A 20,862-nucleotide genomic window follows, 5' to 3' on the forward strand; every position below is an offset into this window, starting at 1 on the left:
CGTGGATCTACTGGCATTCGCCACCTAGAGAGTCGAGCCATGCTCGACTCGCTTCATCAGTAGAGCCAGGCCATGCCTGGCTGCCTCCATGTTGATCCGCCAGAAGCATCCACGCATGGCGTGGATCTACTGAACCTCGGCCTACCCGTTCAACCCGGCTGCAGGCGGAAAATGGCATGGCTGGTCAACGCCAGCGCAGCCAGCTTCAGCCCTTCCATCACTCGATCGCCGACGTACTGGTCCGGGCTGCCATTCTGCCGGGCGCGTTCCGCCGCCAGCAGGATTTCCTGCACGATGCGCAGACCGGCCAGCGCACCATCAGCATCGGCCAACGCCATGCATCGGCCCGGCAGTTGATGGCGCTCGGGCCAAGACTGACCGTCAGCAGCCGCGCCCAACCCGATGCGATGCAGCAGGGTCGTCAGGCTGTTGGGATCGGGCGGGATGTCGTGCCCCTCATCGGCATTGGCCGGGGCGCGCTGATGGGGGAACTCCGATGCATTCATGGCAGGTCTCCGTGCAAGGCATGCAGGACCACCGCCCTTAACAAAGGCGGCGGACGGTACGTGGCTGGAAATCCGGTGGTCGCGTAAGCACTAACCGGCAGGTGGGTTTTCACCCACCTCCACGCACCGCCCGCCATAAAGCTCGAACGGAATGCCAGCCGACGCCGCACAAGGCGACGCCGGCTGGCGAGCGCAAACTACACGCGACCAACGGGGTTTCCAGGCCCCGGCCATCCTTTTTCGATGGCACCCCATCATGAGCACAACGGGGTGGCAGGCGCCAACAACCCAAGTGCAAAGACAGCAACGTTCACGCAGTGGCAGCATTGTCGCATATCGACAATCGAGCCGAAGATTCAACAACTTGCACTACGCCGATGACGGCATGCTTCACCCGCATCGGCATCGCGCATTCCTTGACCGCATCCGGCATTCAGGGACATGCCACATGCCAGTTCCGACATTACGCAAGCAGACGAGCAATCAACGCCAGCACCGCCAGATGCCCCACGTAGTATCCATAAAACGCCCAGCGCCAGCGCGGCAGTTGCCACGGCACCCGCGCCGCCAACAGCAACACAGGAACGGCCAGCAACGCCCAGCCGTTGTGGTTGGCCCAGCACACTGCAGCAAGCCCGATCAGCAGCAGCCACCACGCACCATGGCGGAACGCCAGCCATCCGAGCAGCACGAAGCCGACGCCCGCCCATTGGTAGTCCACCAGCATCGGCGCCATGCCCGCCGCCAGCAGCAACAGCAGTGGGCGATTGCTGGCCAGTGCATGCACCGCCACCGCAGCCAGGGCAAAAGTAAGCAGTATGTTGAGTGGCAACCAGGGACCGAAGGCAAGTGCATGCAGCGGTTGCGCGACCACGCCCCATACGGCCAGGCGACGGATCGACTTGCGCAGGTCTGCACCCGGCTGGGCTAGGTTGCAGGCCATTACCAGTGCAAACAGCGGGAACGCGATGCGCCCCAGTTCGCTTATGACCGGCAGGTAGCCGCCGTAGACCACTTTTGCCACGTGGTCGCCGGTCATGGTCAGCAGTGCGATCCACTTCAGCAGCTCGCGTGCGCCGCTGCCGAGGGTGAGGTTGAAGGTGGACGTCCCGGCCGTGGTCGCTTGCATCGCGGCAGCTTATGCGCATCGGCCAGCCCATTTCCAGCACCGCGCAGGAGCCCGCCGCTGCAGGCCACAGGCGGCGGCGCTATGCTGGCCGCCCCTGCTTGTGAGACGCCTGCCATGCGCACCCTGTACCCCGCCATCGAGCCCTACCGCGAGTTCACCCTGCCAGTGAGCGATCTGCACACCCTGCACATCGAGGAATGCGGCACGCCCGACGGGATTCCGGTGGTGTACCTGCATGGCGGACCGGGTGCCGGCATTTCGCCCACCCATCGCCGCTTCTTCGACCCGGCACGCTACCGCATCGTGCTGATCGACCAGCGTGGCAGCGGACGCTCCACACCGTTCGGCGAGCTGCGCGACAACACCACGCAGGATCTGGTGGCCGACATCGAGAAGGTGCGCGAGCACCTCGGCATCGAGCGTTGGCTGGTCTATGGCGGTTCCTGGGGCTCGACCCTGTCGCTGGCCTACGCGCAGGCACATCCTGAGCGCGCCACTGGCCTGATCGTACGCGGCGTGTTCCTCGGTCGTGAGATCGAGAACCGCTGGTTTGCCGAGGCCAACGGTGGTGCGCGCTGGATCTTCCCGGAGCGCTGGGATCGGTATGAGGCCTATATCCCGGAGGACGAGCGCAACGACATGATCGCGGCCTACTGGACGCGCATGGACAGCGCCGATGAGGCCACCCGCATCGCCGCCGCGCAAGCCTGGCTAGGCTGGGAGGACAACGCCGCCACCTTGCAGCACGAGGTGGATGCGGTGTCCACCGATGATCCGCTGGACACGTTGGCCAAGGCCCGAATCGAAGCGCACTACTTCCGCAACGGCATCTTCCTGGAACCGGACCAGCTGCTGCGCGACATCGATCGCATCCGCCACCTGCCCGGCGTGATCGTGCAGGGCCGCTACGACATCATCTGCCCGCCGCGCAGCGCCTGGGACCTGGCCAAGGCCTGGCCGGAAGCAAAGCTGGAGATGGTGACTTCCGGCCACAGCGCCAACGAGCCGGCGACGGTCGATGCACTGGTGCGGGCCACGGACGCGTTTGCCGACCGCTTCTGACGGCGTGGGTAGTGGCGGCCGCTGACCGGCATCCCGCCGGTTGCAGGTAGAGCCGGCTGTTGGTCGCCTCTACCCAGCCGCTCTGCCCTCCTGTCACGGATTGGCGTCGAACACCACCGTCATGTTGCCCTGCCAATGCGAACCGGGCGACTTCAGCATCTCCGTCACCGCCTCGCGACCAGCGGTAAATCGCAGCGTCGAACGCCGCTGCATCAGATAGCCATCCGGGGTGAAGCGTGGCGCCCGCGCATCATCCGGCAGCAGCGCTGTGTTCTGCGCAGGCCGTCCATCGCGCACAGTGCTCATACCGGGAATCGTCACATCAATCTCCACTGGCGCTATCACGTCGTCGCGGGAGTTGCGTATCCCACAGCGATCACCCGCGTCGTACTCGCAACGAAGCTTCATACTGAAGTCCATCGACGTGGTCAGATGGAACGGCAGTTCCTGACTCAATCGTTTGGGTGGGCGACCATGGTCAATCCACTGCGACCAGCCTTCTTCTGGAGCCAGCTTCACGCTGGGCGCGGACTCTGAGAAGCGCACATTGAAGTCATGCATCACATCAAACACGAAGTTCAATCGTATTGACTCAACCCCCGTAATATTGTCTCCAAGATCAATGTCCGCCCCGGCTCCTCCAGTAGTCCAGCTTTCTGAAGCCTCATATCGCCCCGACTGCAGTGCGGTCGCATTCGGAAGCTCTACATTGAGGCCAATTCCAACATTCCGATATGAGTAGCTTCGGCCGTTTCTAGCAACGGTGCTGAAACATTCCTGAGGATTGGGCGGAGTGCGGACACCCCATCCTCCGTGTGACCAACCTAATCCGCCCGCCCCACGAATAGCGGTGCAGCCCCCCGCAGTACCGTAGTACCAAGGATCCTGACCCCGGCCGAAACTCAAGTACAGCGAAATCGCCATGAAACTGATGGTCACATCGAACTCTGCACCGGTTCTTACTTCCCGGACCGTGACGGCTCTTGGGGCGGGGAAGCGCACGTATGTGGTATCCCTGCGAGATGCTGGATCGCCATCTCCAGACTTGGTCCAATACGTTCTCGCGCCAAGATCGAAGATGTAGGCCCCGCTTCTGTCGCACTCAGCGGGCCGCCAATTGCAGAACCCCCCACGTGGTGTCGTGTTTTCAAAGGAAGTGTTGCCCGGGTTCAGCGCATTCGGCCGAAATTCACCGGAGACAGTCCTCTCCACCACCTGCGCTTCTGCAGGAAATGTCTGCGACAGAATGAACAAGACCACCACACCCATCACCGCTTTCATCTCAACTGAGACCTCCTATTGGTCCTGAATCACTTCACAGCCAATGACACGGGGCAACGAATGCCACCCACCATCAGCACATCCCCCTCCCGTGGATAGCGCCCCTCTTCCATCGTCAGCACGCAGCTCACCAGGTTCGGATAGCGCAGCTCCACCACCGGCGCGCGTGCGCTCAGCTCCAGCGTGAAGAATCCCTCCTCCTGGCTGACGCTGCGCCCGGCATGGTTGATCACTTGTACACCGCGCACGCCGTTGCCGTCGGCATCCAGCACCTGGCCCATTACGGTGAAGGTGCGCAACACATCCACGGTAGCGTGCATCACCCCACCCTTGTTGAGGTGGTAGCTGATGGTTGCCGGTTGCAGCGTGGCCGCGGGAGCATGCCGCCCATGGAAGTCGAACTGCACGTGGCCCGCACGGTACGCGGTTACCGGCACGAAGTTGCGCCCCGGCTTCAACTCCACACCGCCGCCCCGGCTGTCGTCGCCACGCAGCATCACGTCGGAGTAGTCGCTGCGCACGTCGACGATGATGCCGGTATCCACGCTGCCGCTGCGGCCCTGGCCAAGCACCGCAGCACGGCCACCGCCGATCACCAGCGTGCTGTCCAGGTTGGCGCTGCCACTGACGTGGCCCGAGCCCGCGCCACGGTACAGCTGCACATCACCTTCCAGCAACGAACTCTGCAGGTACGCACCTGCTCCAGCGCCAATGCCACTGCGCTCAGTACTGATCATCCCGTTCACGGTCTGCACAAGCTTGCCATCCACACGCTGCGTCGCTGCCGCGCTGACGTAGGTGTCGCGCTGGCCGCCCTCGCCGGTACGACTGCCCAGGCTGCCGCTGTAGCTGCGACGCTCGCTGCCCAGCGATACGCTGACGGTGAGGTCGATCCCGCGCTGACGGCGGTAATGGGTGAAGCGACTGCCAGGGCGGTCGTAGGCCGAGACCCGCCAGTTCACGTCGTGCCTGCCGAACAGGGTCTCCCGACGTCCATAGGACACATCGATGCCGGTGCCTTTGGTGAAGCCCGAGCTGCGCGCCACCCGCAGGCTGGCGTTGTCGCGATGGCTGAAGCGATGGGTGATCGATACCGCGGTGGTGTCCTGCCAGCCCCCGCGGGTTTCCCAACGCGGCACCGAGCCGTCACCGGGCAGGACGCGCTGGCGCTGTTCTGCCCAGCTGCGCGCATGGTTGGCCACTACCGATCCGGCGCGGTAGCGGTACAACCCCTGCAGGTCGACGCCGCGCCCGGCATCACTGGACGTATAGGCATTGGTGTAGGTGCTGAAGCGGTCGCTGGCCTGCCAGTCCATCGACAGCCCCGCCGCGCGGCGCGTGCCGATCTGCTGCACGGTGGCACCGGCCACCGCCCGCGGATGCACCAGGTAATTGACCACCGCACCCGCGGCCAGCCTGCCCTCCTGCAGTGCGCGACCGCTATCGAGCAGGCCCCGCTGTTGGCCAGCGAACACGCTGTAGCGCCAGCGGCGGCTGGGGTCGCTCCATCGACTTGGTTTGTGGATCGACGCGGTCTCACGCGAGGCTTCGTGGCCGTCCTCGATGACCCGCAGTTCCACGTCGTAGATGCCGCCGGGCAGGCGCCGGGTGTCGATCTCCTGGATGCCCGGCTTGACGGCCTGCGTGGACAGGAGGTTGCCGTCGCGCAGGATCTCCACCACGCCTTCGCGGCTGGCAGTGACATAGACCGGGTACACACTGGGGCTGCGCGTGTCCGCCAGCAGCACGTCCGAGGAGCCGAGCATGAAGCCCAGCGCGGTATCGTTCTGCGTGCCGGGTGCGCGCGGCTGGCGGATGATGCCTTCGAAGGTGGGCAGGAAGTAGCCTGCACGCACGAAATGGTCGCCCAGCTCGCGCTGGGCATGCAGGGCACTGAGATAGTGCTCGCGGCTACCCGGTTGGGCGTAGTACTGGTAACTGCCTACCGTGCTCCAGCGGCCGACGCTGCCGCGCAGTTCAGCGCTGTAGCGCGCGGAGGTCTGCTGTTCCTGGCCGCCATGCACGGCCACGCTGTTGCGGACGATCAGTCCATGGCTGCCGCGCTCCGGCAGCGCGACGTGGCGTCCTTCCTTGTGCGCACCTGCTTGGGTCAGCAGGCTGAGCAGGGAATTGGACAGGCTGTAGTGCAGCGCCGCCAATCCGCGACACTGCTGGCTGCACACACCCAGCGCCACCGGCTCGGCCAGCACGTCTGCCCAGCGCGAACGCTCCGTCTGCGGAAGCGGGCTGCCGTGGGCTTCGCCGAAACCGATCAGCTGCACGCGATTGTCTTCGTGCAGCAGCACCTCGGCGTCGCCCAGGTAGCGCCCGTCCAGCTCCACCCGCACGGTGAGCGGATTGCCGAACAGGTGCTCACGGAACTCCGCAGGCATGCGCTCGCGCTGCTCCAGCAGGCTGGGCAGCTCACCCAGCGCAAGACCGGCGGCATGGCTGGACGCGGCAAACACCACGGCGCCGATGCCGGCAGCCAATCGCGCAAGGGCCGGAGATGCGGGACGGACGGGTCGTTTCATGGGCGGATGCCCGTGCCCTCCCGCTGCATCTGCGATGCGGCAGGAAGGGCACGAAGCTGCATGATCGTCAGATATCGCTTTCGAAGATCATGTGGAACTGGCCGCCGTAGCTGCCCTGCTTGTAGCCATCGGTCGGCACGGTGGGGGTAATGGCAAACGCCAACGACTTGCCGGCCGCGGCCTGTGCGGCATTGGCCACCGTGATCTTGGCGGCCGAGGTGGCCGGCACCACCACGTTGTCCAGCTTCACGGCCAGGTCGACCACGTCGGCGGCCGAGGCCATCTGCGCCGGCGCAGACAGATAGGCGGTGATGGCCGCCGGCGACTTGATGTTGATGACACGGCCGGTCAGATCGCCCAGGGTCTGGCGGGCGGTATCCCACGGCAGGTTCTGCGGCAGGCCTTCCCAGCCATCGGGGGTGGACACCTGCAGGCCAGCGGTGTTCGGCACATCAGCGGTGACGTTGACTGTGATCGACTTGGTTTCGGTCGCGGCCAGGGCAATGGCCGGGGTGATCAGCAGGGCGGTAGCCGCTGCCAGCAGGGTGGTCTTCAGGGACATGGATGCACTCCAGGTTCAAGGGTAGGAATCAAGGTGCCAGGCAAGGGCAACGCCGTCCCAGCGGGCGCCTGGCAGGCCCGTTCGGGACAGATCCAACGGTGGAAGTGGGCTTAACGGCGTGAGTCGATGCTGCGTTGGCTGTCGCCTTCGCGAAGCTCGAAGCGCAGGAACTGGTGCTCGGCAGCCTGCAGCGCGTAGCTGTTGCCGGGACGCACATGCGCGATGATTCCCGGCGTGCAGGTATCGGGACGGTCGCGCTCGCACTGGCGCAGGTTGTCCAGCACCACGGTGGCATTACCGCGATTGCGTACCTGCTGTTGCTCGATGAGCGTGTCGTAGTGCGGGTTCTCCGGCGCGACGAAGAAGATCGTGCCGTAGCCGGTGAACACGCGGATGGCCGAGGTGAGCTCCGCAGCCTCCCGGGCCTGCTCTTCGCTGAGCGAGAAGTCCTCGGCCGTTGGCGCCACCGGGATGAAGCGCAACCGGTAGTAGCGCTCCTGGTCACGCGCACCGCGATACACCAGGCGTGTGGCCTGCTGTCCATTGCCTGCGATGATCAGGCGGCTGGGGCTGGCGATGACTCCTTGCGCATCCGGCGTGTTGCGGACCAGCGCTGTGGTATCCACCGGCGTTTCGCTGGCCTTGCCCTCCGCATCGAAGTGCATCTGGGTGACTTCAACCCGCACGTAAGCCGTGGCGTCACCGGTGTTGCGGATGCGCTTGAGCAGGTTGCTGTGCGTGGGTTGCAGGTAGTCGAACAGTACGCCGACGTTGATCTGGGGTGTGGATGCGTGCGCGCTACCAGACAGGATGACCAACAGAATCAATGAGAGAAGACGACGCATGGCGGGCCCGCAGGGAAAGGCGAGCGCGAATTTTCACGACCGCATCACAATCTCGATATGCAAAAAGTTGCAAAAGCCGGACATGTCCTACGCATCTGAAGCGATTCCTAGTCTGCCGGTCCTGACCCGCTGGACCGGCGCCATCGCGGTGAACGGCGCCCTACTTGCGTGCACGCTTGCCTGCATTCTTCGCAACCGGCTTACAGTCCCCCGCCGAAGATCCGGCCGTGGCCACCACACCGGTGGACCGCCCCCTCCTCAGGAGCACGCCATGACCGGTTTCCGCTACCTTCCCGCTCTCCTCATCCTCTCGGCCGGCATTCTGCTGGGCGGTTGTTCCAAAACGCAGGAAGCCAGCAAGGCCACCGCGGCCGAGGACGTAACCGAAGTGAAGTTGATTCCAGCCTATGAATCGCTGGACAAGGACAAGGACGGCATCGTCACCCTGGCCGAAGTCGATGCGGTTGCGCCGGACTGGGCAGAACGACTGCACGCCTGCGATACCGATCGCGACAAGAAACTGAGCCGCGGCGAGTACGATGTGTGCAAGCAGACCAGCACCTCGCATTGATTCCTTGATGCGCCGCCGATTGGCGCGATGCTTGCCCGGCTATACCAAGGTATAGCCGGGCTAACCCACGAGCCTCTAGGACTGCCCCATTCAGGGGCGGACAATAGCGCCACTGGCCAGGGCAACCCTGGCTGGCTCCCTCCCCTCATGGAGACGCAGATGGACCCCGACCCTGCCGGGCGCACCGCGCCCCGTATGCCCGCCTGTTGCCTGTTCCTGGCGCCTGCCCGCCGGTCCCTGCCTGCCTGAGTGACGGGGGATCGCCAGGCGCCGCCTGCCTGGAGATCACCCCCATGTCCTACAAGATCCTCTACATCACCCTACGCCGCCTGATCGGCGAGCGCGATGTTGCCGCCCTGCGCAGCCACCTGCTGCAGCACGGCCCCGTGATTTTCGCCCGTTCGCTGTCGCTCGGTTCGCCGCGCGTGGTCGCCGATGCACTGTCGCTGCTGCCGATCAGCGAACGTATCAACGTGCTGCGCCATCTGCCCTACCCCCTTCGCGATGCGATGAAGCCGCTGTGCATCGGCGGCAGCCAGCGCCTGCACATGCAGCCGTGGTCGCCGGCGGCGCTGGCGATGCGCCACGCCTGAACCGTTGCATCCGTTCCGTTCGTGTTCCGGCCGCGGCCGGCTCTGACATTCAAGGAGTTCCCATGAGCCTGCTCAACGCCTGGTTCAATGCCTTCCTGCGCAGCCGTCGCGCAGGCAACCTGTTCGGCCGTCGCGCCATGCCCGAAGCCGGCTTCGGCCCGGGCAGTGCCGAAGCCGCACCTTTCGCGCTCACCACCGGCCTGGTCACCCTGTCGCAGCTGGACGAGCCGCGCCTGCTGGCTGCGCTCGACTCGCACGTCGATGGCCTCAGCCCGCACGAGGCCGAGGAGCGGCTGGCCACGCTCGGCCCCAACGAGGTGGATCACGAAAAGCCGCTGCCGTGGTGGCGCCATCTGTGGCAGTGCTACCGCAACCCGTTCAACCTGCTGCTGACCGTACTGGCGGCGGTGTCCTGGCTGACCGAGGACATCAAGGCCACGATCGTGATCGGCGCGATGGTGCTGCTGTCCACGCTGATCCGCTTCGTGCAGGAAGGCCGCTCCAACCGTGCCGCCGAGCGGCTGAAGGCACTGGTCGGCAATACCGCACGCGTGCTGCGCCGCAATCCGGGCACCGAGGCCGCCGATGTGGCCGACCAGTACTTCGGTGCGCACCTGCACAGCCGTCGCCCGGCCCGCCTGCTGGACCTGCCGATCCGTGAGCTGGTGCCCGGTGACCACATCGTGCTGTCGGCCGGCGACATGATTCCGGCCGATTGCCGCGTGCTGACCGCCAAGGACCTGTTCGTGGCGCAGGCGGCGATGACCGGCGAGTCGCTGCCGGTGGAGAAGTTCGCGCACCCCGGCGACGGCCTGGCCGGCCTGCTGGAGCAGCACAACCTGCTGTTCATGGGCACCAATGTGGTGTCCGGCACAGCCACCGCCGTGGTGCTGGCCACCGGCAACCGCACCTACTTCGGCACCCTGGCCCAGCGCAGCACCGCCACCGACCGTGCGCCCACCGCGTTCCAGGCCGGCGTCAACAGCGTCAGCTGGCTGCTGATCCGTTTCGCGCTGGTGATGGTGCCGTTCGTGCTGCTGATCAACGGCTGGACCAAGGGCGACTGGACCGAGGCCTTCCTGTTCGCGCTGTCGGTGGCGGTAGGCCTGACCCCGGAAATGCTGCCGATGATCGTCACCTCCACCCTGGCCAAGGGTGCGGTGCTGTTGTCGCGGCGCAAGGTGATCGTCAAGCGCCTGGATGCGATCCAGAACTTCGGCGCGATGGAAGTGCTGTGCACCGACAAGACCGGCACCCTCACCCAGGACAAGATCGCGCTGGAACGGCACACCGACGTGTTCGGTCACGATTCGGAGGATGTGCTGAAGTTTGCCTACCTCAACAGCCATTTCCAGACCGGGCTGATCAACCTGCTCGACCGTGCGGTGCTGGAGCACGTGGAGCTGCAGAGCTCGCTGCGGCTGTCGCAGGACTACCACAAGGTGGATGAGATTCCTTTCGACTTCGAGCGCCGCCGCATGTCGGTGGTGGTGTCCGAACGCGAGGACCACCATGAGCTGATCTGCAAGGGTGCGGTGGAAGAGATGCTGGCGGTATGCAGCACGGTGCGCGAGAACGGCGAGGACAAGCCGTTGGATGAGCAGCGGCTGGCGCGCGTGCGGCAGACCACCGAAGAACTGAACGAACAGGGCCTGCGCGTGGTGGCAGTGGCGATGAAGGAAACCGCCGCCAGCCAGACCGTGTATTCGCAGGCTGACGAATGCGGGCTAACCCTGGTCGGCTACGTGGCCTTCCTCGATCCGCCGAAGGAATCGGCTGCGCAGGCGCTGCAGGCGCTGGCCGCGCATGGTGTGGAAGTGAAGGTATTCACCGGCGACAACGAGCTGGTCACCGCCCGCGTCTGTGCCCAGGTCGGGCTGGACGCGGACACCATCCTGACCGGACCACAGATCGAGCGCATGGACGACGGCACACTGTCGCGTGCATTGCACCACCACCGTGTGTTCGCCCGATTGACGCCACTGCACAAGGAACGGCTGGTGCGCGAGCTGCGTGCGCAGGGCAAGGTGGTCGGTTTCCTCGGCGACGGCATCAACGATGCGCCGGCACTGCGTGCTGCGGACATCGGCATCAGCGTGGACAGTGCGGTGGACATCGCCAAGGAGGCGGCCGACATCATCCTGCTGGAAAAGAACCTGATGGTGCTGGAGGAAGGTGTCATCCAGGGCCGGCGTACGTTCAACAACATGCTGAAGTACATCCGCATGACCGCCAGCTCCAACTTCGGCAACGTGTTCTCGGTGCTGGTGGCCTCGGCCTTCCTGCCGTTCCTGCCGATGCTGCCACTGCAGCTGTTGGTACAGAACCTGCTGTACGACATCTCGCAGATCGCCATTCCGTTCGACAACGTGGACGAGGAACTGGTGCGCAAGCCGCTGAAGTGGAACCCGGCAGACATTGGCCGCTTCATGGTGTTCTTCGGGCCGATCAGCTCGATCTTCGACCTGAGCTGCTTCGCGCTGATGTGGTACGTGTTCGATGCGCGCACACCGGCCGACCAGGGCCTGTTCCAGTCCGGCTGGTTCGTGGTGGGCCTGCTGACCCAGACGCTCATCGTGCACATGATTCGTACGCCGAAGGTGCCGTTCCTGCAGAGCATCGCTGCGCCGCCGCTGCTGGTGATGACCGGCCTGATCATGGCCATTGGCGTGGCCCTGCCGATGAGCCCGCTGGCGGGTTACTTCAAGCTGCAGGCCCTGCCGACCGGCTACTGGCCGTTCCTGGTGGCGATCCTGTTCGGCTACGCGGTGCTGACCACCGTGCTGAAGAAGATCTACATCCGTCGTTACGGCTGGCAGTAAGCGCCCGCCGCCTGGTCCAGGGAGAAACACAATGGACATCAATCCGAACCTGCCGGCGTTCAACGCCGGCGCGACCCTGAGCTCACTGATCAGCCTGTCGGTGGCCTTCGTGCTTGGCACCGTCATCGGCCTGGAGCGGCAGCTGCGCCAACGCACTGCCGGCCTGCGCACCAATACCCTGGTGGCGGTGGGCGCGGCAGTGTTCGTGGACCTCGCTGTGCGCTTCCACGACCTGTACGGCGGCCCGCCGTCGCCGCTGCATGTGGTGGCCTATGTGATCTCCGGTGTGGGCTTCCTCGGTGCCGGCGCGATCATGAAGGACGGTGCGCAGGTGTCCGGCCTGAACACCGCGGCCACCTTATGGGGCTCGGCGGCGGTGGGTGCCTGCGCGGGTATCAAGCTGCTGCCGGAGGCGGTGCTGGCGGCCGTGTTCGTGCTGGCCGCCAACACTTTGCTGCGGCCGGTGGTGAACCGCATCCAGCGGCAGCCGCTGCCGGAGGCGTTCAGCGAGGCGACCTATGCAATCAACGTGGTCTGCCAGCGCGAGCAGCAGGCCGAGGTGCTGGACCAGCTGTTGCTGCTGCTTGAACAGGCGCACTACCCGGTACGCGCGGTGGACCAGCGCCCGTTCGGCGAGCGCGACGTGGAGATTGAAGCGGTGCTGTATGCCACCACGGTGGATGCCGGTGAACTGGATGCGGTGCTGGCCACGCTGGCGACCACCCCCGGCGTGCTGCAGGGGTTCTGGAACGCCAGCCTGGAGGAGTAGTGCCGGCCGCTGGCCGGCAACCTCATGATCCCCGGACGCACCGTGCATCGCCTCGGCATGCCCACCGCTGGGGTAGTGCCGGCCGCTGGCCGGCAACCCCGTGATCTCCGGAAGTACCGTGCAGTTGCCGGCCAGCGGCCGGCACTACCAGGCATCGTTCTGGTTTGTGCCGGCCAACGGTCGGCACCCACCACACAAGAGCACGCCGACCCAGGTCGGCATCCACCAATGCCGGCTTTGCTATCCTTTCCGCCCACGCCCGGGAGCTTCCCCGATGCCATCGCTGTCGCCCCGCCGCCCGCTGGTGCTGCTGGCCCTGATCGTCGTGATGGCGGCGATCTTCCTGATCGACACCGTCACCGATTATGCGGTTGCCGCGGCCTGCTTCTACGCAGCGGTCATCCTCGCCGCGTCGCGCGTGCTGAGCGCGCGCGGGCTGATCACGCTGGCCATCGCCTGCATCGCGCTGACCGCCCTCAGCTTCTTCCTGACCCGCTTCGGCACCTACCGCATCGGCCTGGTCAACTCGGTGATCGGCATGCTGGTGATCGGCATCACCACCTACCTGGCGTTGAAGATGGAAGCGGCCAAGGCCGCAGTGCAGGAAGCACAGGGCCGGCTGCTGCGGGTGGCGCGCGCGTCGACCGTGGGCGAGCTGACCACCTCCATCGCACATGAAGTGAACCAGCCGCTGGCGGCCATCGCCAGCAGCGCCGAAGCCTGCCAGCGCTGGCTGGCGCAGGACCCACCGAACGTGGACAAGGCACGGCAGACCGTGGCCCGCATCCTGGCCGATGCCCATCGCGCCGGTGACGTGATCGCCCGCATCCGCGGCCTGACCCAGGGTGCGGCACCGGAACGACGCGCGTTCGACCTGAACCAGGCGGTGGAGGAAATGCTGGCGCTGTCGCGCAGCGAGCTCGACCAGCACGGCGTGGCCGTGGCCCTGCTGCTCGATGCCGACCTGCCGCTGGTGCAAGCCGATCGCGTGCAGGTGCAGCAGGTGATCGGCAACCTGATCCTCAATGCGGTGGACGCGATGGAAGCAGTGCCGGCTGCCGATCGCCGCCTGTCCCTGTTGACCCAACGCGACGGACAGCGGATCAGCCTCAGCGTACGCGACCGTGGTGTCGGCCTGCCCGCCGATCATCCCGAGCGTGTGTTCGATGCGTTCTGGACCACCAAATCACACGGACTCGGGCTGGGATTGAGCCTGAGCAGGTCGATGATCGAGGCCAACGAAGGCAGGATCCGAGCCGAGCGCCCCAGCGGCGGAGGTGCCTGCTTTGTGTTTGACCTGCCCGTTGCCACGGAACGCCCTCATGCGTAAGCCCGCTGCACCCGCCGCCGATCCGGCACCCATCGTCTACGTGATCGACGACGATCCGTCGGTGCGCGCCGCGCTGGAAGACCTGCTCGCCTCGATGGGCCTGCAGGTACGGGCCTTCGCCTCCACCCAGGCGTTCCTCGAACACGAACTGGAAGATGCACCGGCCTGCCTGGTGCTGGACGTGCGCATGCCCGGCCAGAGCGGGCTGGAGTTCCATCGCACGATGGGCAGCCACGGCCTGCAGCTGCCGGTGGTGTTCATCACCGGCCACGGCGATATCGCAATGGGTGTCAACGCGATCAAGGACGGTGCCATCGAGTTCCTGACCAAGCCGTTCCGTGACCAGGAACTGCTGGATGCGATCCACAAGGGCATTGAGATCGACCGCCAGCGCCGCCGTGACGGCGAGGCGCTGGACGCCCTGCAGCAGCGCTGGAACACCCTCAACCCCGGCGAGCGCGAGGTGGTCGACGGTGTGGTGCGCGGCCGCCTCAACAAGCAGATCGCCGGCGACCTCGGGGTCAGCGAGATCACGGTGAAGGTGCGCCGCGCACAGGTGATGCGCAAGATGGGCGCGCGTACGCTGGTCGACCTGGTGCGCATGTACGACCGCTTGCAGGCAGGTTCCCCATGAGCGTGCATGTCGCACTGCTGCGAGCAGTCAATGTCGGAGGTACCGGCAAGCTGCCGATGGTTGAACTGGTGGCGATGTGCGAAGACGCCGGCTTCACCGACGTCCGCACCTATATCGCCAGCGGCAACGTGGTGTTCCGCAGCGGACTTGACGAAGCCGGCGTGCGGAAAGCCCTTGGCCAACGGCTGCAGGCCTATGCCGGAAAACCGGTGGGTGTATTGGTGCGCTCCGCAGCCGAGATCGCAGCGGTTGCCGCCCGCAATCCGTTTCCGCATGCCGCCGGCAATCGCGTGGTCGCGCTGTTCGTGGATGAGGCACTGCCCACGGATCCCTTGGCCGGGGTGACCGGCCTGCGCGATGAGCAGCTGGCTCTGGGTACCCGCGAGATCTTCGTCCACTATGGCGACGGCATGGCCGACTCACGCCTGCGGATTCCCTATGCCCAGCAGGGCACCGCCCGCAACCTCAACACGGTCGGCAAGCTTGCGGCAATGGCCGCCGCACTCGGCCAGGTCACCGCAGACGGTAGAGGGCGGCGGTAGAGTCGACTGTCAGTCGACTATCGCGCGCAGCGCGGGATTTTCCGCAACCTTGTGGAAGAGCAGTCGACTAACAGTCGACTCTCCCCGGCACGGGCTGGATACCGGACAAGATCACGCCCGTTGCAGGCGGTGCTTCAACCGCGTATCCATCAACCCCACCGCCAGCAGCACCGCGCTGGTCAACCAGCCAGCGGCCAGCAGATGGGTCTGCGGCAGTACGACACCCAGCACGCCCAGCGCCACCGCACCGATCAGATGCGAGTACGGTGCGCGACCGTACACCACGCGCTTGTACAGCGCGCTGCCCAGCAGGTAGATCAATGGCCCTGCAACCAGCACGGCCGCATATACCGGCGTCACCGCAGCGTGCGGGTGGTCCATGACCAGGTCATTGCCCACCGCCGTAGCGATGATCCCGGCGATCAGCAGCGCGTGCACATAGTGGAAGTTGGCCCCCATCCGCCCGGGGTCTTCAGCATGGCTGATGGCCTCGGTGGCGTCGCGGCTGGAGATGCCGAAGTACAGCCACCACATGGCGATCGTGCCGGCGAAGGTGGCAAGCACCGCCGACACCACCGCCCCGCTCCACTGCTCGACTTCGCTGAGCACGCCACCGGTGGCCAGCAGCGTCTCGCCCAGTGCGACGATGACGAACAGCTGGCAGCGCTCGGCCAGGTGCCCACCTTCGATGGTCCACTCGCGGGTGTGCGAACGGCCCAGCCCCGGGAACGCGAAGCCGAACATCGGCGAGACGTACTCGCAGGCCACCGCCACCGCCCACAGCGCCAGCCGCGTATTGCCCTCGGCTGCCGCGCCTGCCAGCCAGAAGCAGGCCGATACGCTCACCCAGGCCAGCATGCGGCGGAAGTTCGGCGCCAGCGGATGCGTGCGACCGACCTCCAGCAACACGAAGGCGGTGCGCCCGACCTGCATGGTGGCGTAGGCCCCGGCAAACACCCAGGCGCGGTCAGCGAACGCCTCGGGAATGGACGACGACATCAGCAAGGCCAACAGCATGGTGGCAAACAGCAGGCCACGGATGCGCGGTGCCTCCGGATCGAACCAGTTGCTGACCCAGCAGGCATACTGCCAGCCCAGCCACACCGCAAACCACAGCACCAGGGTCTGCAGCACGCCGGCCAGGTCCAGGTGGTGCAACAGGTGGTGGCTGAGCTGGGTGACCGCGAACACGTAGACCAGGTCGAAGAACAGTTCTTCGTAGGTCACGCGGGCGTGGTGGCCGTCGCGCTGGCGCAGGGCCGGCAATCGCAGTCGTGTACTCATGGCTTTCCTTCAGCGCGCCAGGCGCCAGTAGAGCAGACCGGCCAGCAGGGCCGGCACCGCGAACACCAGCAGCAGGATCGGCAGTTCTTCACGTATCCCGTAGCCGGCCCTGCTGACGCCCACCCACAGGTTGGCCACCGTCACCAGCAGCCAGGTGGCAACGAATGCGATCAGGGCCGTGGGCAGTTGTGAGGTGCCCACGCTCCACAGCCGCCCGAACAGCAGGAACACCCCAAGCAGCACGACGCCACCCACCATCACCAGAAGCACATGCATGGTCCACCTCCTTGAGCCTGCAGGCAGGCTAGCCGTGGCCGATTCTGCGCTCCAGCCGATGATCGTGGATTCACTTTCCAGGCGCGGCGAACAATCGCCCTGATGATCGCGGCATGGCAAACGAGAACAGTTCCCATTAGTATTGCGTCAATGCGCAGGGATGACCTCCCGGCACCCGCCTTTCACCCTTGCTGCCCGTCCGGATGTCCCAGCCGACACTTCCCCGCCCACCTGCGCTGCCGCTGGTGACCTCGCTGGTGCGCCACTACGAGGAACTGGTGGACTACCTGCATCGCCGGTTCCGCTCGCCCGGGCTGGCCCGCGAAGTGGTGCACGATGTCTGCGTGCGCCTGCTGGAACGCCCGGCCGTGCATGACGCCCGCCAACCGATCGCGCTGCTGCGCAGGATCGCGCACGATGCGGCGGTCGACCGCTGCCGCGCCGAGGATCTGCGCCGGCACTGGGTGGAGCCCCGCGCCGAGCTTCCCGAAGGCGCCTGCGAGCGCCCCGGACCCGAGCGCCAGGCACAGGGCCAGCAGGCGCTGCAGCGGCTGACCACCAGCATCGAGCGCATGCCCTGCCGGCGGCAGCAGGTGTTCATCCTGCACAAGATCCACGAGCTGCCCCAGGCCGAGGTGGCGCAGCGGATGGGCATCGGCCTGAAGGCAGTGGAACGTCATCTGCGCCTGGCCATGGCCGACTGCCGGCTGCACGGTGCGCTGCGGTGAGTCCTGCATCACCCGATCCGGCACCGCCGTCGCAGCCCACCGAACCGTCCGCCGAGGACACGCTCGATCAGCACCGGGAGGCACTGAAGGAGCGTTTCCCGTTGCCAGGCCCGGAACAGCTGCAGCGGCGCCGCGGCGGATCTGGCGCGAAACGGGTACTGCCGGTGCTGTTGCTGGCGGCCGCCGCGCTGCTGCTGGCCGACCCGGCCTGGCAGGTGCGTGACTACCAGACCGCCGTCGGCGAGCGCCGCGACATCGAGCTGCCGGACGGCAGCCGCGTGCTGCTCGACGCGGGAACCCACCTGCAGGTCCGTCGCCATCTGCGTTCGCGGCGGGTGCTGCTGGCGCAGGGCCATGCGCGCTTCGAGGTGCAGCATTCGGCGTGGCGCCGCTTCCAGGTTGATGCCGGGCCGGTACAGGTACGCAACTACGGCACGGTGTTCGATGTTGACCGCCAGGGCGATCTCAGCGAAGTCACGCTGTGGCGCGGCGAGGTCGGTGTCAGCGTGGATGGCGGCGGCACCGAGCAGCGACTGAAGCCGGGGCAGCGCCTGCTGGCCCAGCCAGGCTCGCTGTCTCCGCCGGAAGCTGTGGATCCGGACCGGGCCGACTGGACCTCCGGCCGGCTGCAGTTCGACCGCATGCCACTGAGCGAGGTGCTGCGCATCCTGCAGCGCTATCACGACCGTCCGATCGTGCTGGACGACCCGGCACTGGGTCCGCTGCAGGTGTCGGGCGTGTTCGATGCCGATCGTGCCGAAACGGCGGTCGCGCTGCTGCCGGAGATCCTGCCGGTCCAGGTGCATACCGCCGCCGACGGCAGCCTGCATCTGCGCGCCCGCGATTGATTGCCACGCCGAGGGTGGGTTGCGCGCCGTCCCATCCGGCAAGTGCTTGAACCCTTCCGAAGGACCCCCGCATGACCCGCCCTGTTCCGCCCGCCGCGCTGCGCCGGCTGGCCCCCACCCTGCTCGTTGCCTGCCTGTGTGCGGCGCTGCCCGCCACCGCGCAGACCGCTGCGTCCGCACCCGTCGAACTGCACCTGCCGGCCGGCCCGCTGCAGGCTTCGCTCAACTCGCTGGCGCGGCAGAGTGGCATCCAGCTGCTGTTCGCGGCCGACAGCGTGAGCGGCCGCAACGCGCCCGCCCTCGACGGCCGCTACACCCCGCACGACGCCCTGCAGCGCCTGCTGGCCGGGCAAGGCCTGGCGATGCAGGAGCGCTCGCCGGGGGTGTTCGTGGTGAGTGCCGCGCCAGCATCGCCCAAGCTCCGCGCTCCGGCCCGGGCCGCGTCATCGGCAGCGTCCCCTGCCACGACCACTTCGCTGGCCCGCGTCACGGTATCGGCCTCGACCGCGCGCATGCCGCAGGGCGAGACCGCGATGCCCAACACCATCACCGTGCTGACCCGCGAGGACATCGCGCAGCAGCTGGCGCTGGGCTCGGATGTCTCGCGCGTGCTGTCGGCGCAGATCCCGGCGTTTGCCCCGGCGCGCGAGAAGATGTCCAACTACGGCGAAACCATGCGTGGCCGCGGCATCCTGTACATGGTCGACGGCGTGCCGCAGTCGACGCCGCTGCGCGATGGCTCACGTGATTCGCACACCATCGATCCGGCGATGATCGAACGCATCGAGGTCATCCACGGCGCCAACGCGCTGCAGGGCATCGGCGGTACCGGCGGCATCGTCAACATCATCACCCGCAGCGCGCCCAGCGAGCCGGGCGCCTTCCTGCTCGACACCAACATCAGCTACAGCTCGGCCCTGCCCAGCCGCCGCGATGACAATGGCCAGCGCGGCTCGGCACTGGTCGGCGTGCGCGGCGAGCAGTTCGATCTGGTGGCCGGCCTGGCCTATGAGAAGCAGGGCCTGTATCACGACGGCCAGGGCCGTTCGATCGGTACCAACGCGCAGGGCGAACTGATGGATTCGACCTCGTCGAACGTGTTCGCCAAGCTGGGCTGGAACATTGCCGAGGGCCACCGCCTGCAGCTGATGGCCAACCGTTACGAGCTGCGCGGGCTGGACAACTACCTGGCGGTGAACGGTGATTACCGCACCGGCCGCCCGACCATTTCGGTGCCCGGCGATACGCCGCTGGATCCACCGATGAACCGCTCGCGTTCGTTGACGCTGGACTACAGCGCCGCCGACCTGCTCGGTGGCCGCTTCCAGGCGCAGGCCTTCGCGGTGGACTTCGAAGGCCGTTATGGCGCCAGCCAGTGGGATCCGTGGGGCAACACCGGCGCCAACGCCGCCTGGGACCAGACCCAGAACGAATCGGACAAGCGCGGCTTCAAGCTGACCCAGAGCTGGGCCCGCATCGCCGACACCACGCTGGACGTGACCTTGGGCCTTGACGGCCTGCGCGACCGCACCCACCAGGTGCTGCTGGCCAGCGGCATGAACTGGGTACCGCAGACCACCTATCAAAGCCTGTCGCCGCTGCTGCAGCTGCACTGGTGGCCGACCGACCACCTGATGCTGTCCGGCGGCCTGCGCTACGAAAAGGGCGAGCTGGAAGTAGGCGACTACACCACCCTGCCCCGCTACGGCGCACGCAAGGTGGCCGGCGGCAAGCCGACCATGAGCGAGACCCTGCCCAACTTCGGCGCGGTCTGGTACATCAATGACCGCCTCAACGCCTACGCCTCGTATTCGGAAGGCTACACCGTGGCCGACGTTGGCCGCGTGCTGCGTGCAATCAACCGCGACGGCCAACGCGTAGACAATCTGATTGATCTGTCACCGGTGGTGTCGGACAACCGCGAGATCGGCCTGGAGTACGACGATGGTCGTTTCAGCGGTGACATCGCCTACTACACCTCCGAATCCAAGCTGGGCTCGGTGCTGATCTACGATCCGGGCATCGATGCCTATGCGGTGCAGCGCCAGGCCACCCGCGTGGAGGGCTTCGAAAGCAACCTGCGCCTGCGCCTGGGCGACAGCCAGCTGGGCCTGGGTTATGCACGGGCCAACGGCCGCTACGATGCCGACGTCGATGGCCGCCTCGACAGCGACCTGGCCGGCGTCAACATCGCGCCGAACCGGCTGACCGCATTCTGGGAGCAGAGCTGGACACCACAGCTGAGCACCCGCCTGCAGGCCAGCCACGCCTTCGACCGCGACTTCGACCTGCGTGGCGCGCGGGTGGCGGAGTTCAAGGGTTACACCACGTTGGACCTTGTGGCCCGCTACGTGCTGGACAAGCACGCCTTCACGCTGGGCGTGCAGAACCTGGCGAACAAGCAGTACATCAGCTACTACTCGCAGACCACGCCGTCGAACCCGAGCTATTTTTCGGGCCGCGGCCGGGTGCTGACGCTGGGGTGGCAGTACCGGTACTGATCCATGGCGCCCTTATGGGAGCCATGAAATCTATGCGCGACGCGA

At 66.3% G+C, this 20,862-nt stretch carries 19 protein-coding genes; 11 read left to right on the forward strand and 8 right to left on the reverse strand.

Annotated elements, in window-relative coordinates; genetic code table 11:
* Nucleotides 1-149: 149 nt before the first annotated feature.
* Both ACZK2R_RS12085 and ACZK2R_RS12090 read right to left on the reverse strand, forming a co-directional pair.
* Nucleotides 150-506, reverse strand: coding sequence for a hypothetical protein (locus ACZK2R_RS12085; protein ID WP_049401465.1), 357 nt, complete (start codon nt 504-506; stop codon nt 150-152).
* Between the two features lie 463 nt (nt 507-969).
* Nucleotides 970-1,635: a TraX family protein gene (locus tag ACZK2R_RS12090; RefSeq protein WP_125894837.1), complete on the reverse strand. Its 666-nt coding sequence runs from the start codon at nt 1,633-1,635 to the stop codon at nt 970-972.
* A gap of 114 nt (nt 1,636-1,749) precedes the next feature.
* Between ACZK2R_RS12090 and pip the strand changes: the two genes are divergently transcribed.
* The gene (pip, locus tag ACZK2R_RS12095; protein WP_100434789.1) at nt 1,750-2,697 is read left to right on the forward strand and encodes a prolyl aminopeptidase; all 948 of its coding nucleotides are present in this window, start codon (nt 1,750-1,752) and stop codon (nt 2,695-2,697) included.
* 93 nt (nt 2,698-2,790) lie between these two features.
* Here pip and ACZK2R_RS12100 read toward each other — a convergent pair whose 3' ends face one another.
* From ACZK2R_RS12100 to ACZK2R_RS12115, 4 genes are all read right to left on the reverse strand, one after another.
* Nucleotides 2,791-3,978: a hypothetical protein gene (locus ACZK2R_RS12100; protein WP_180837242.1), complete on the reverse strand. Its 1,188-nt coding sequence runs from the start codon at nt 3,976-3,978 to the stop codon at nt 2,791-2,793.
* 29 nt (nt 3,979-4,007) lie between these two features.
* Nucleotides 4,008-6,512: a TcfC E-set like domain-containing protein gene (locus tag ACZK2R_RS12105; RefSeq protein ID WP_125894840.1), complete on the reverse strand. Its 2,505-nt coding sequence runs from the start codon at nt 6,510-6,512 to the stop codon at nt 4,008-4,010.
* 67 nt (nt 6,513-6,579) lie between these two features.
* Entirely contained in the window at nt 6,580-7,074 is a 495-nt protein-coding gene (locus tag ACZK2R_RS12110; RefSeq protein ID WP_100434714.1) for a CS1 type fimbrial major subunit, read from the reverse strand.
* A gap of 110 nt (nt 7,075-7,184) precedes the next feature.
* Nucleotides 7,185-7,919, reverse strand: coding sequence for a CS1 fimbrial subunit B flags: Precursor (locus tag ACZK2R_RS12115; protein ID WP_100434715.1), 735 nt, complete (start codon nt 7,917-7,919; stop codon nt 7,185-7,187).
* Nucleotides 7,920-8,190: 271 nt separating this feature from the next.
* Here ACZK2R_RS12115 and ACZK2R_RS12120 point away from each other — a divergent pair, with 271 nt between their 5' ends.
* The 7 genes from ACZK2R_RS12120 (at nt 8,191) to ACZK2R_RS12150 (ending at nt 15,180) form a co-directional block, all read left to right on the forward strand.
* Nucleotides 8,191-8,490: an EF-hand domain-containing protein gene (locus ACZK2R_RS12120; RefSeq protein ID WP_100434716.1), complete on the forward strand. Its 300-nt coding sequence runs from the start codon at nt 8,191-8,193 to the stop codon at nt 8,488-8,490.
* A gap of 293 nt (nt 8,491-8,783) precedes the next feature.
* Nucleotides 8,784-9,083 carry a hypothetical protein gene (locus ACZK2R_RS12125; RefSeq protein WP_125894842.1) on the forward strand — a complete coding sequence of 100 codons (300 nt, stop codon included), beginning with the start codon at nt 8,784-8,786 and terminating at the stop codon, nt 9,081-9,083.
* A 62-nt stretch (nt 9,084-9,145) separates the two neighbouring features.
* Nucleotides 9,146-11,905 (forward strand): magnesium-translocating P-type ATPase, encoded by a 2,760-nt coding sequence (gene mgtA, locus ACZK2R_RS12130; RefSeq protein ID WP_125894844.1) that lies wholly within the window; start codon nt 9,146-9,148, stop codon nt 11,903-11,905.
* Between the two features lie 31 nt (nt 11,906-11,936).
* Nucleotides 11,937-12,674, forward strand: a complete 738-nt coding sequence (locus ACZK2R_RS12135; RefSeq protein WP_012511185.1) for an MgtC/SapB family protein — start codon at nt 11,937-11,939, stop codon at nt 12,672-12,674.
* Between the two features lie 274 nt (nt 12,675-12,948).
* Nucleotides 12,949-14,004: a sensor histidine kinase gene (locus tag ACZK2R_RS12140; protein WP_125893552.1), complete on the forward strand. Its 1,056-nt coding sequence runs from the start codon at nt 12,949-12,951 to the stop codon at nt 14,002-14,004.
* The gene (locus ACZK2R_RS12145; RefSeq protein WP_125893554.1) at nt 13,997-14,638 is read left to right on the forward strand and encodes a response regulator transcription factor; all 642 of its coding nucleotides are present in this window, start codon (nt 13,997-13,999) and stop codon (nt 14,636-14,638) included. The genes ACZK2R_RS12140 and ACZK2R_RS12145 overlap by 8 nt, the downstream gene beginning before the upstream one ends.
* Nucleotides 14,635-15,180 carry a DUF1697 domain-containing protein gene (locus ACZK2R_RS12150; protein ID WP_125893556.1) on the forward strand — a complete coding sequence of 182 codons (546 nt, stop codon included), beginning with the start codon at nt 14,635-14,637 and terminating at the stop codon, nt 15,178-15,180. The genes ACZK2R_RS12145 and ACZK2R_RS12150 overlap by 4 nt, the downstream gene beginning before the upstream one ends.
* A gap of 111 nt (nt 15,181-15,291) precedes the next feature.
* Here ACZK2R_RS12150 and ACZK2R_RS12155 read toward each other — a convergent pair whose 3' ends face one another.
* Nucleotides 15,292-16,464: a low temperature requirement protein A gene (locus ACZK2R_RS12155; RefSeq protein WP_125893558.1), complete on the reverse strand. Its 1,173-nt coding sequence runs from the start codon at nt 16,462-16,464 to the stop codon at nt 15,292-15,294.
* Nucleotides 16,465-16,473: 9 nt separating this feature from the next.
* Nucleotides 16,474-16,740, reverse strand: a complete 267-nt coding sequence (locus tag ACZK2R_RS12160) for a hypothetical protein (RefSeq protein WP_125893560.1) — start codon at nt 16,738-16,740, stop codon at nt 16,474-16,476.
* A gap of 203 nt (nt 16,741-16,943) precedes the next feature.
* Here ACZK2R_RS12160 and ACZK2R_RS12165 point away from each other — a divergent pair, with 203 nt between their 5' ends.
* From ACZK2R_RS12165 to ACZK2R_RS12175, 3 genes are all read left to right on the forward strand, one after another.
* Complete coding sequence (locus tag ACZK2R_RS12165) at nt 16,944-17,468, forward strand: RNA polymerase sigma factor (RefSeq protein ID WP_065723390.1); 525 nt, start codon at nt 16,944-16,946, stop codon at nt 17,466-17,468.
* Nucleotides 17,465-18,316, forward strand: coding sequence for a FecR family protein (locus tag ACZK2R_RS12170; RefSeq protein WP_125893562.1), 852 nt, complete (start codon nt 17,465-17,467; stop codon nt 18,314-18,316). The genes ACZK2R_RS12165 and ACZK2R_RS12170 overlap by 4 nt, the downstream gene beginning before the upstream one ends.
* A gap of 71 nt (nt 18,317-18,387) precedes the next feature.
* A complete protein-coding gene (locus tag ACZK2R_RS12175; protein ID WP_125893564.1) occupies nt 18,388-20,817 on the forward strand; it encodes a TonB-dependent receptor in 2,430 nt (809 codons plus the stop codon).
* Nucleotides 20,818-20,862: the final 45 nt, after the last annotated feature.

The sequence above is a fragment of the Stenotrophomonas sp. 96582_Sma genome (genome assembly GCF_056480905.1).

What these genes read in the sequence shown, in the direction of transcription:
- ACZK2R_RS12160 (WP_125893560.1), bottom strand. Translation starts at nt 16,740, where the DNA reads ATGCATGTGCTTCTGGTGATGGTGGGTGGCGTCGTGCTGCTTGGGGTG.
- ACZK2R_RS12150 (WP_125893556.1), top strand. Translation starts at nt 14,635, where the DNA reads ATGAGCGTGCATGTCGCACTGCTGCGAGCAGTCAATGTCGGAGGTACC.
- ACZK2R_RS12100 (WP_180837242.1), bottom strand. Translation starts at nt 3,978, where the DNA reads ATGAAAGCGGTGATGGGTGTGGTGGTCTTGTTCATTCTGTCGCAGACA.
- ACZK2R_RS12145 (WP_125893554.1), top strand. Translation starts at nt 13,997, where the DNA reads ATGCGTAAGCCCGCTGCACCCGCCGCCGATCCGGCACCCATCGTCTAC.
- ACZK2R_RS12115 (WP_100434715.1), bottom strand. Translation starts at nt 7,919, where the DNA reads ATGCGTCGTCTTCTCTCATTGATTCTGTTGGTCATCCTGTCTGGTAGC.
- ACZK2R_RS12125 (WP_125894842.1), top strand. Translation starts at nt 8,784, where the DNA reads ATGTCCTACAAGATCCTCTACATCACCCTACGCCGCCTGATCGGCGAG.
- ACZK2R_RS12175 (WP_125893564.1), top strand. Translation starts at nt 18,388, where the DNA reads ATGACCCGCCCTGTTCCGCCCGCCGCGCTGCGCCGGCTGGCCCCCACC.
- ACZK2R_RS12105 (WP_125894840.1), bottom strand. Translation starts at nt 6,512, where the DNA reads ATGAAACGACCCGTCCGTCCCGCATCTCCGGCCCTTGCGCGATTGGCT.
- ACZK2R_RS12140 (WP_125893552.1), top strand. Translation starts at nt 12,949, where the DNA reads ATGCCATCGCTGTCGCCCCGCCGCCCGCTGGTGCTGCTGGCCCTGATC.
- pip (WP_100434789.1), top strand. Translation starts at nt 1,750, where the DNA reads ATGCGCACCCTGTACCCCGCCATCGAGCCCTACCGCGAGTTCACCCTG.
- ACZK2R_RS12165 (WP_065723390.1), top strand. Translation starts at nt 16,944, where the DNA reads ATGTCCCAGCCGACACTTCCCCGCCCACCTGCGCTGCCGCTGGTGACC.
- mgtA (WP_125894844.1), top strand. Translation starts at nt 9,146, where the DNA reads ATGAGCCTGCTCAACGCCTGGTTCAATGCCTTCCTGCGCAGCCGTCGC.
- ACZK2R_RS12090 (WP_125894837.1), bottom strand. Translation starts at nt 1,635, where the DNA reads ATGCAAGCGACCACGGCCGGGACGTCCACCTTCAACCTCACCCTCGGC.
- ACZK2R_RS12085 (WP_049401465.1), bottom strand. Translation starts at nt 506, where the DNA reads ATGAATGCATCGGAGTTCCCCCATCAGCGCGCCCCGGCCAATGCCGAT.
- ACZK2R_RS12110 (WP_100434714.1), bottom strand. Translation starts at nt 7,074, where the DNA reads ATGTCCCTGAAGACCACCCTGCTGGCAGCGGCTACCGCCCTGCTGATC.
- ACZK2R_RS12155 (WP_125893558.1), bottom strand. Translation starts at nt 16,464, where the DNA reads ATGAGTACACGACTGCGATTGCCGGCCCTGCGCCAGCGCGACGGCCAC.
- ACZK2R_RS12135 (WP_012511185.1), top strand. Translation starts at nt 11,937, where the DNA reads ATGGACATCAATCCGAACCTGCCGGCGTTCAACGCCGGCGCGACCCTG.
- ACZK2R_RS12120 (WP_100434716.1), top strand. Translation starts at nt 8,191, where the DNA reads ATGACCGGTTTCCGCTACCTTCCCGCTCTCCTCATCCTCTCGGCCGGC.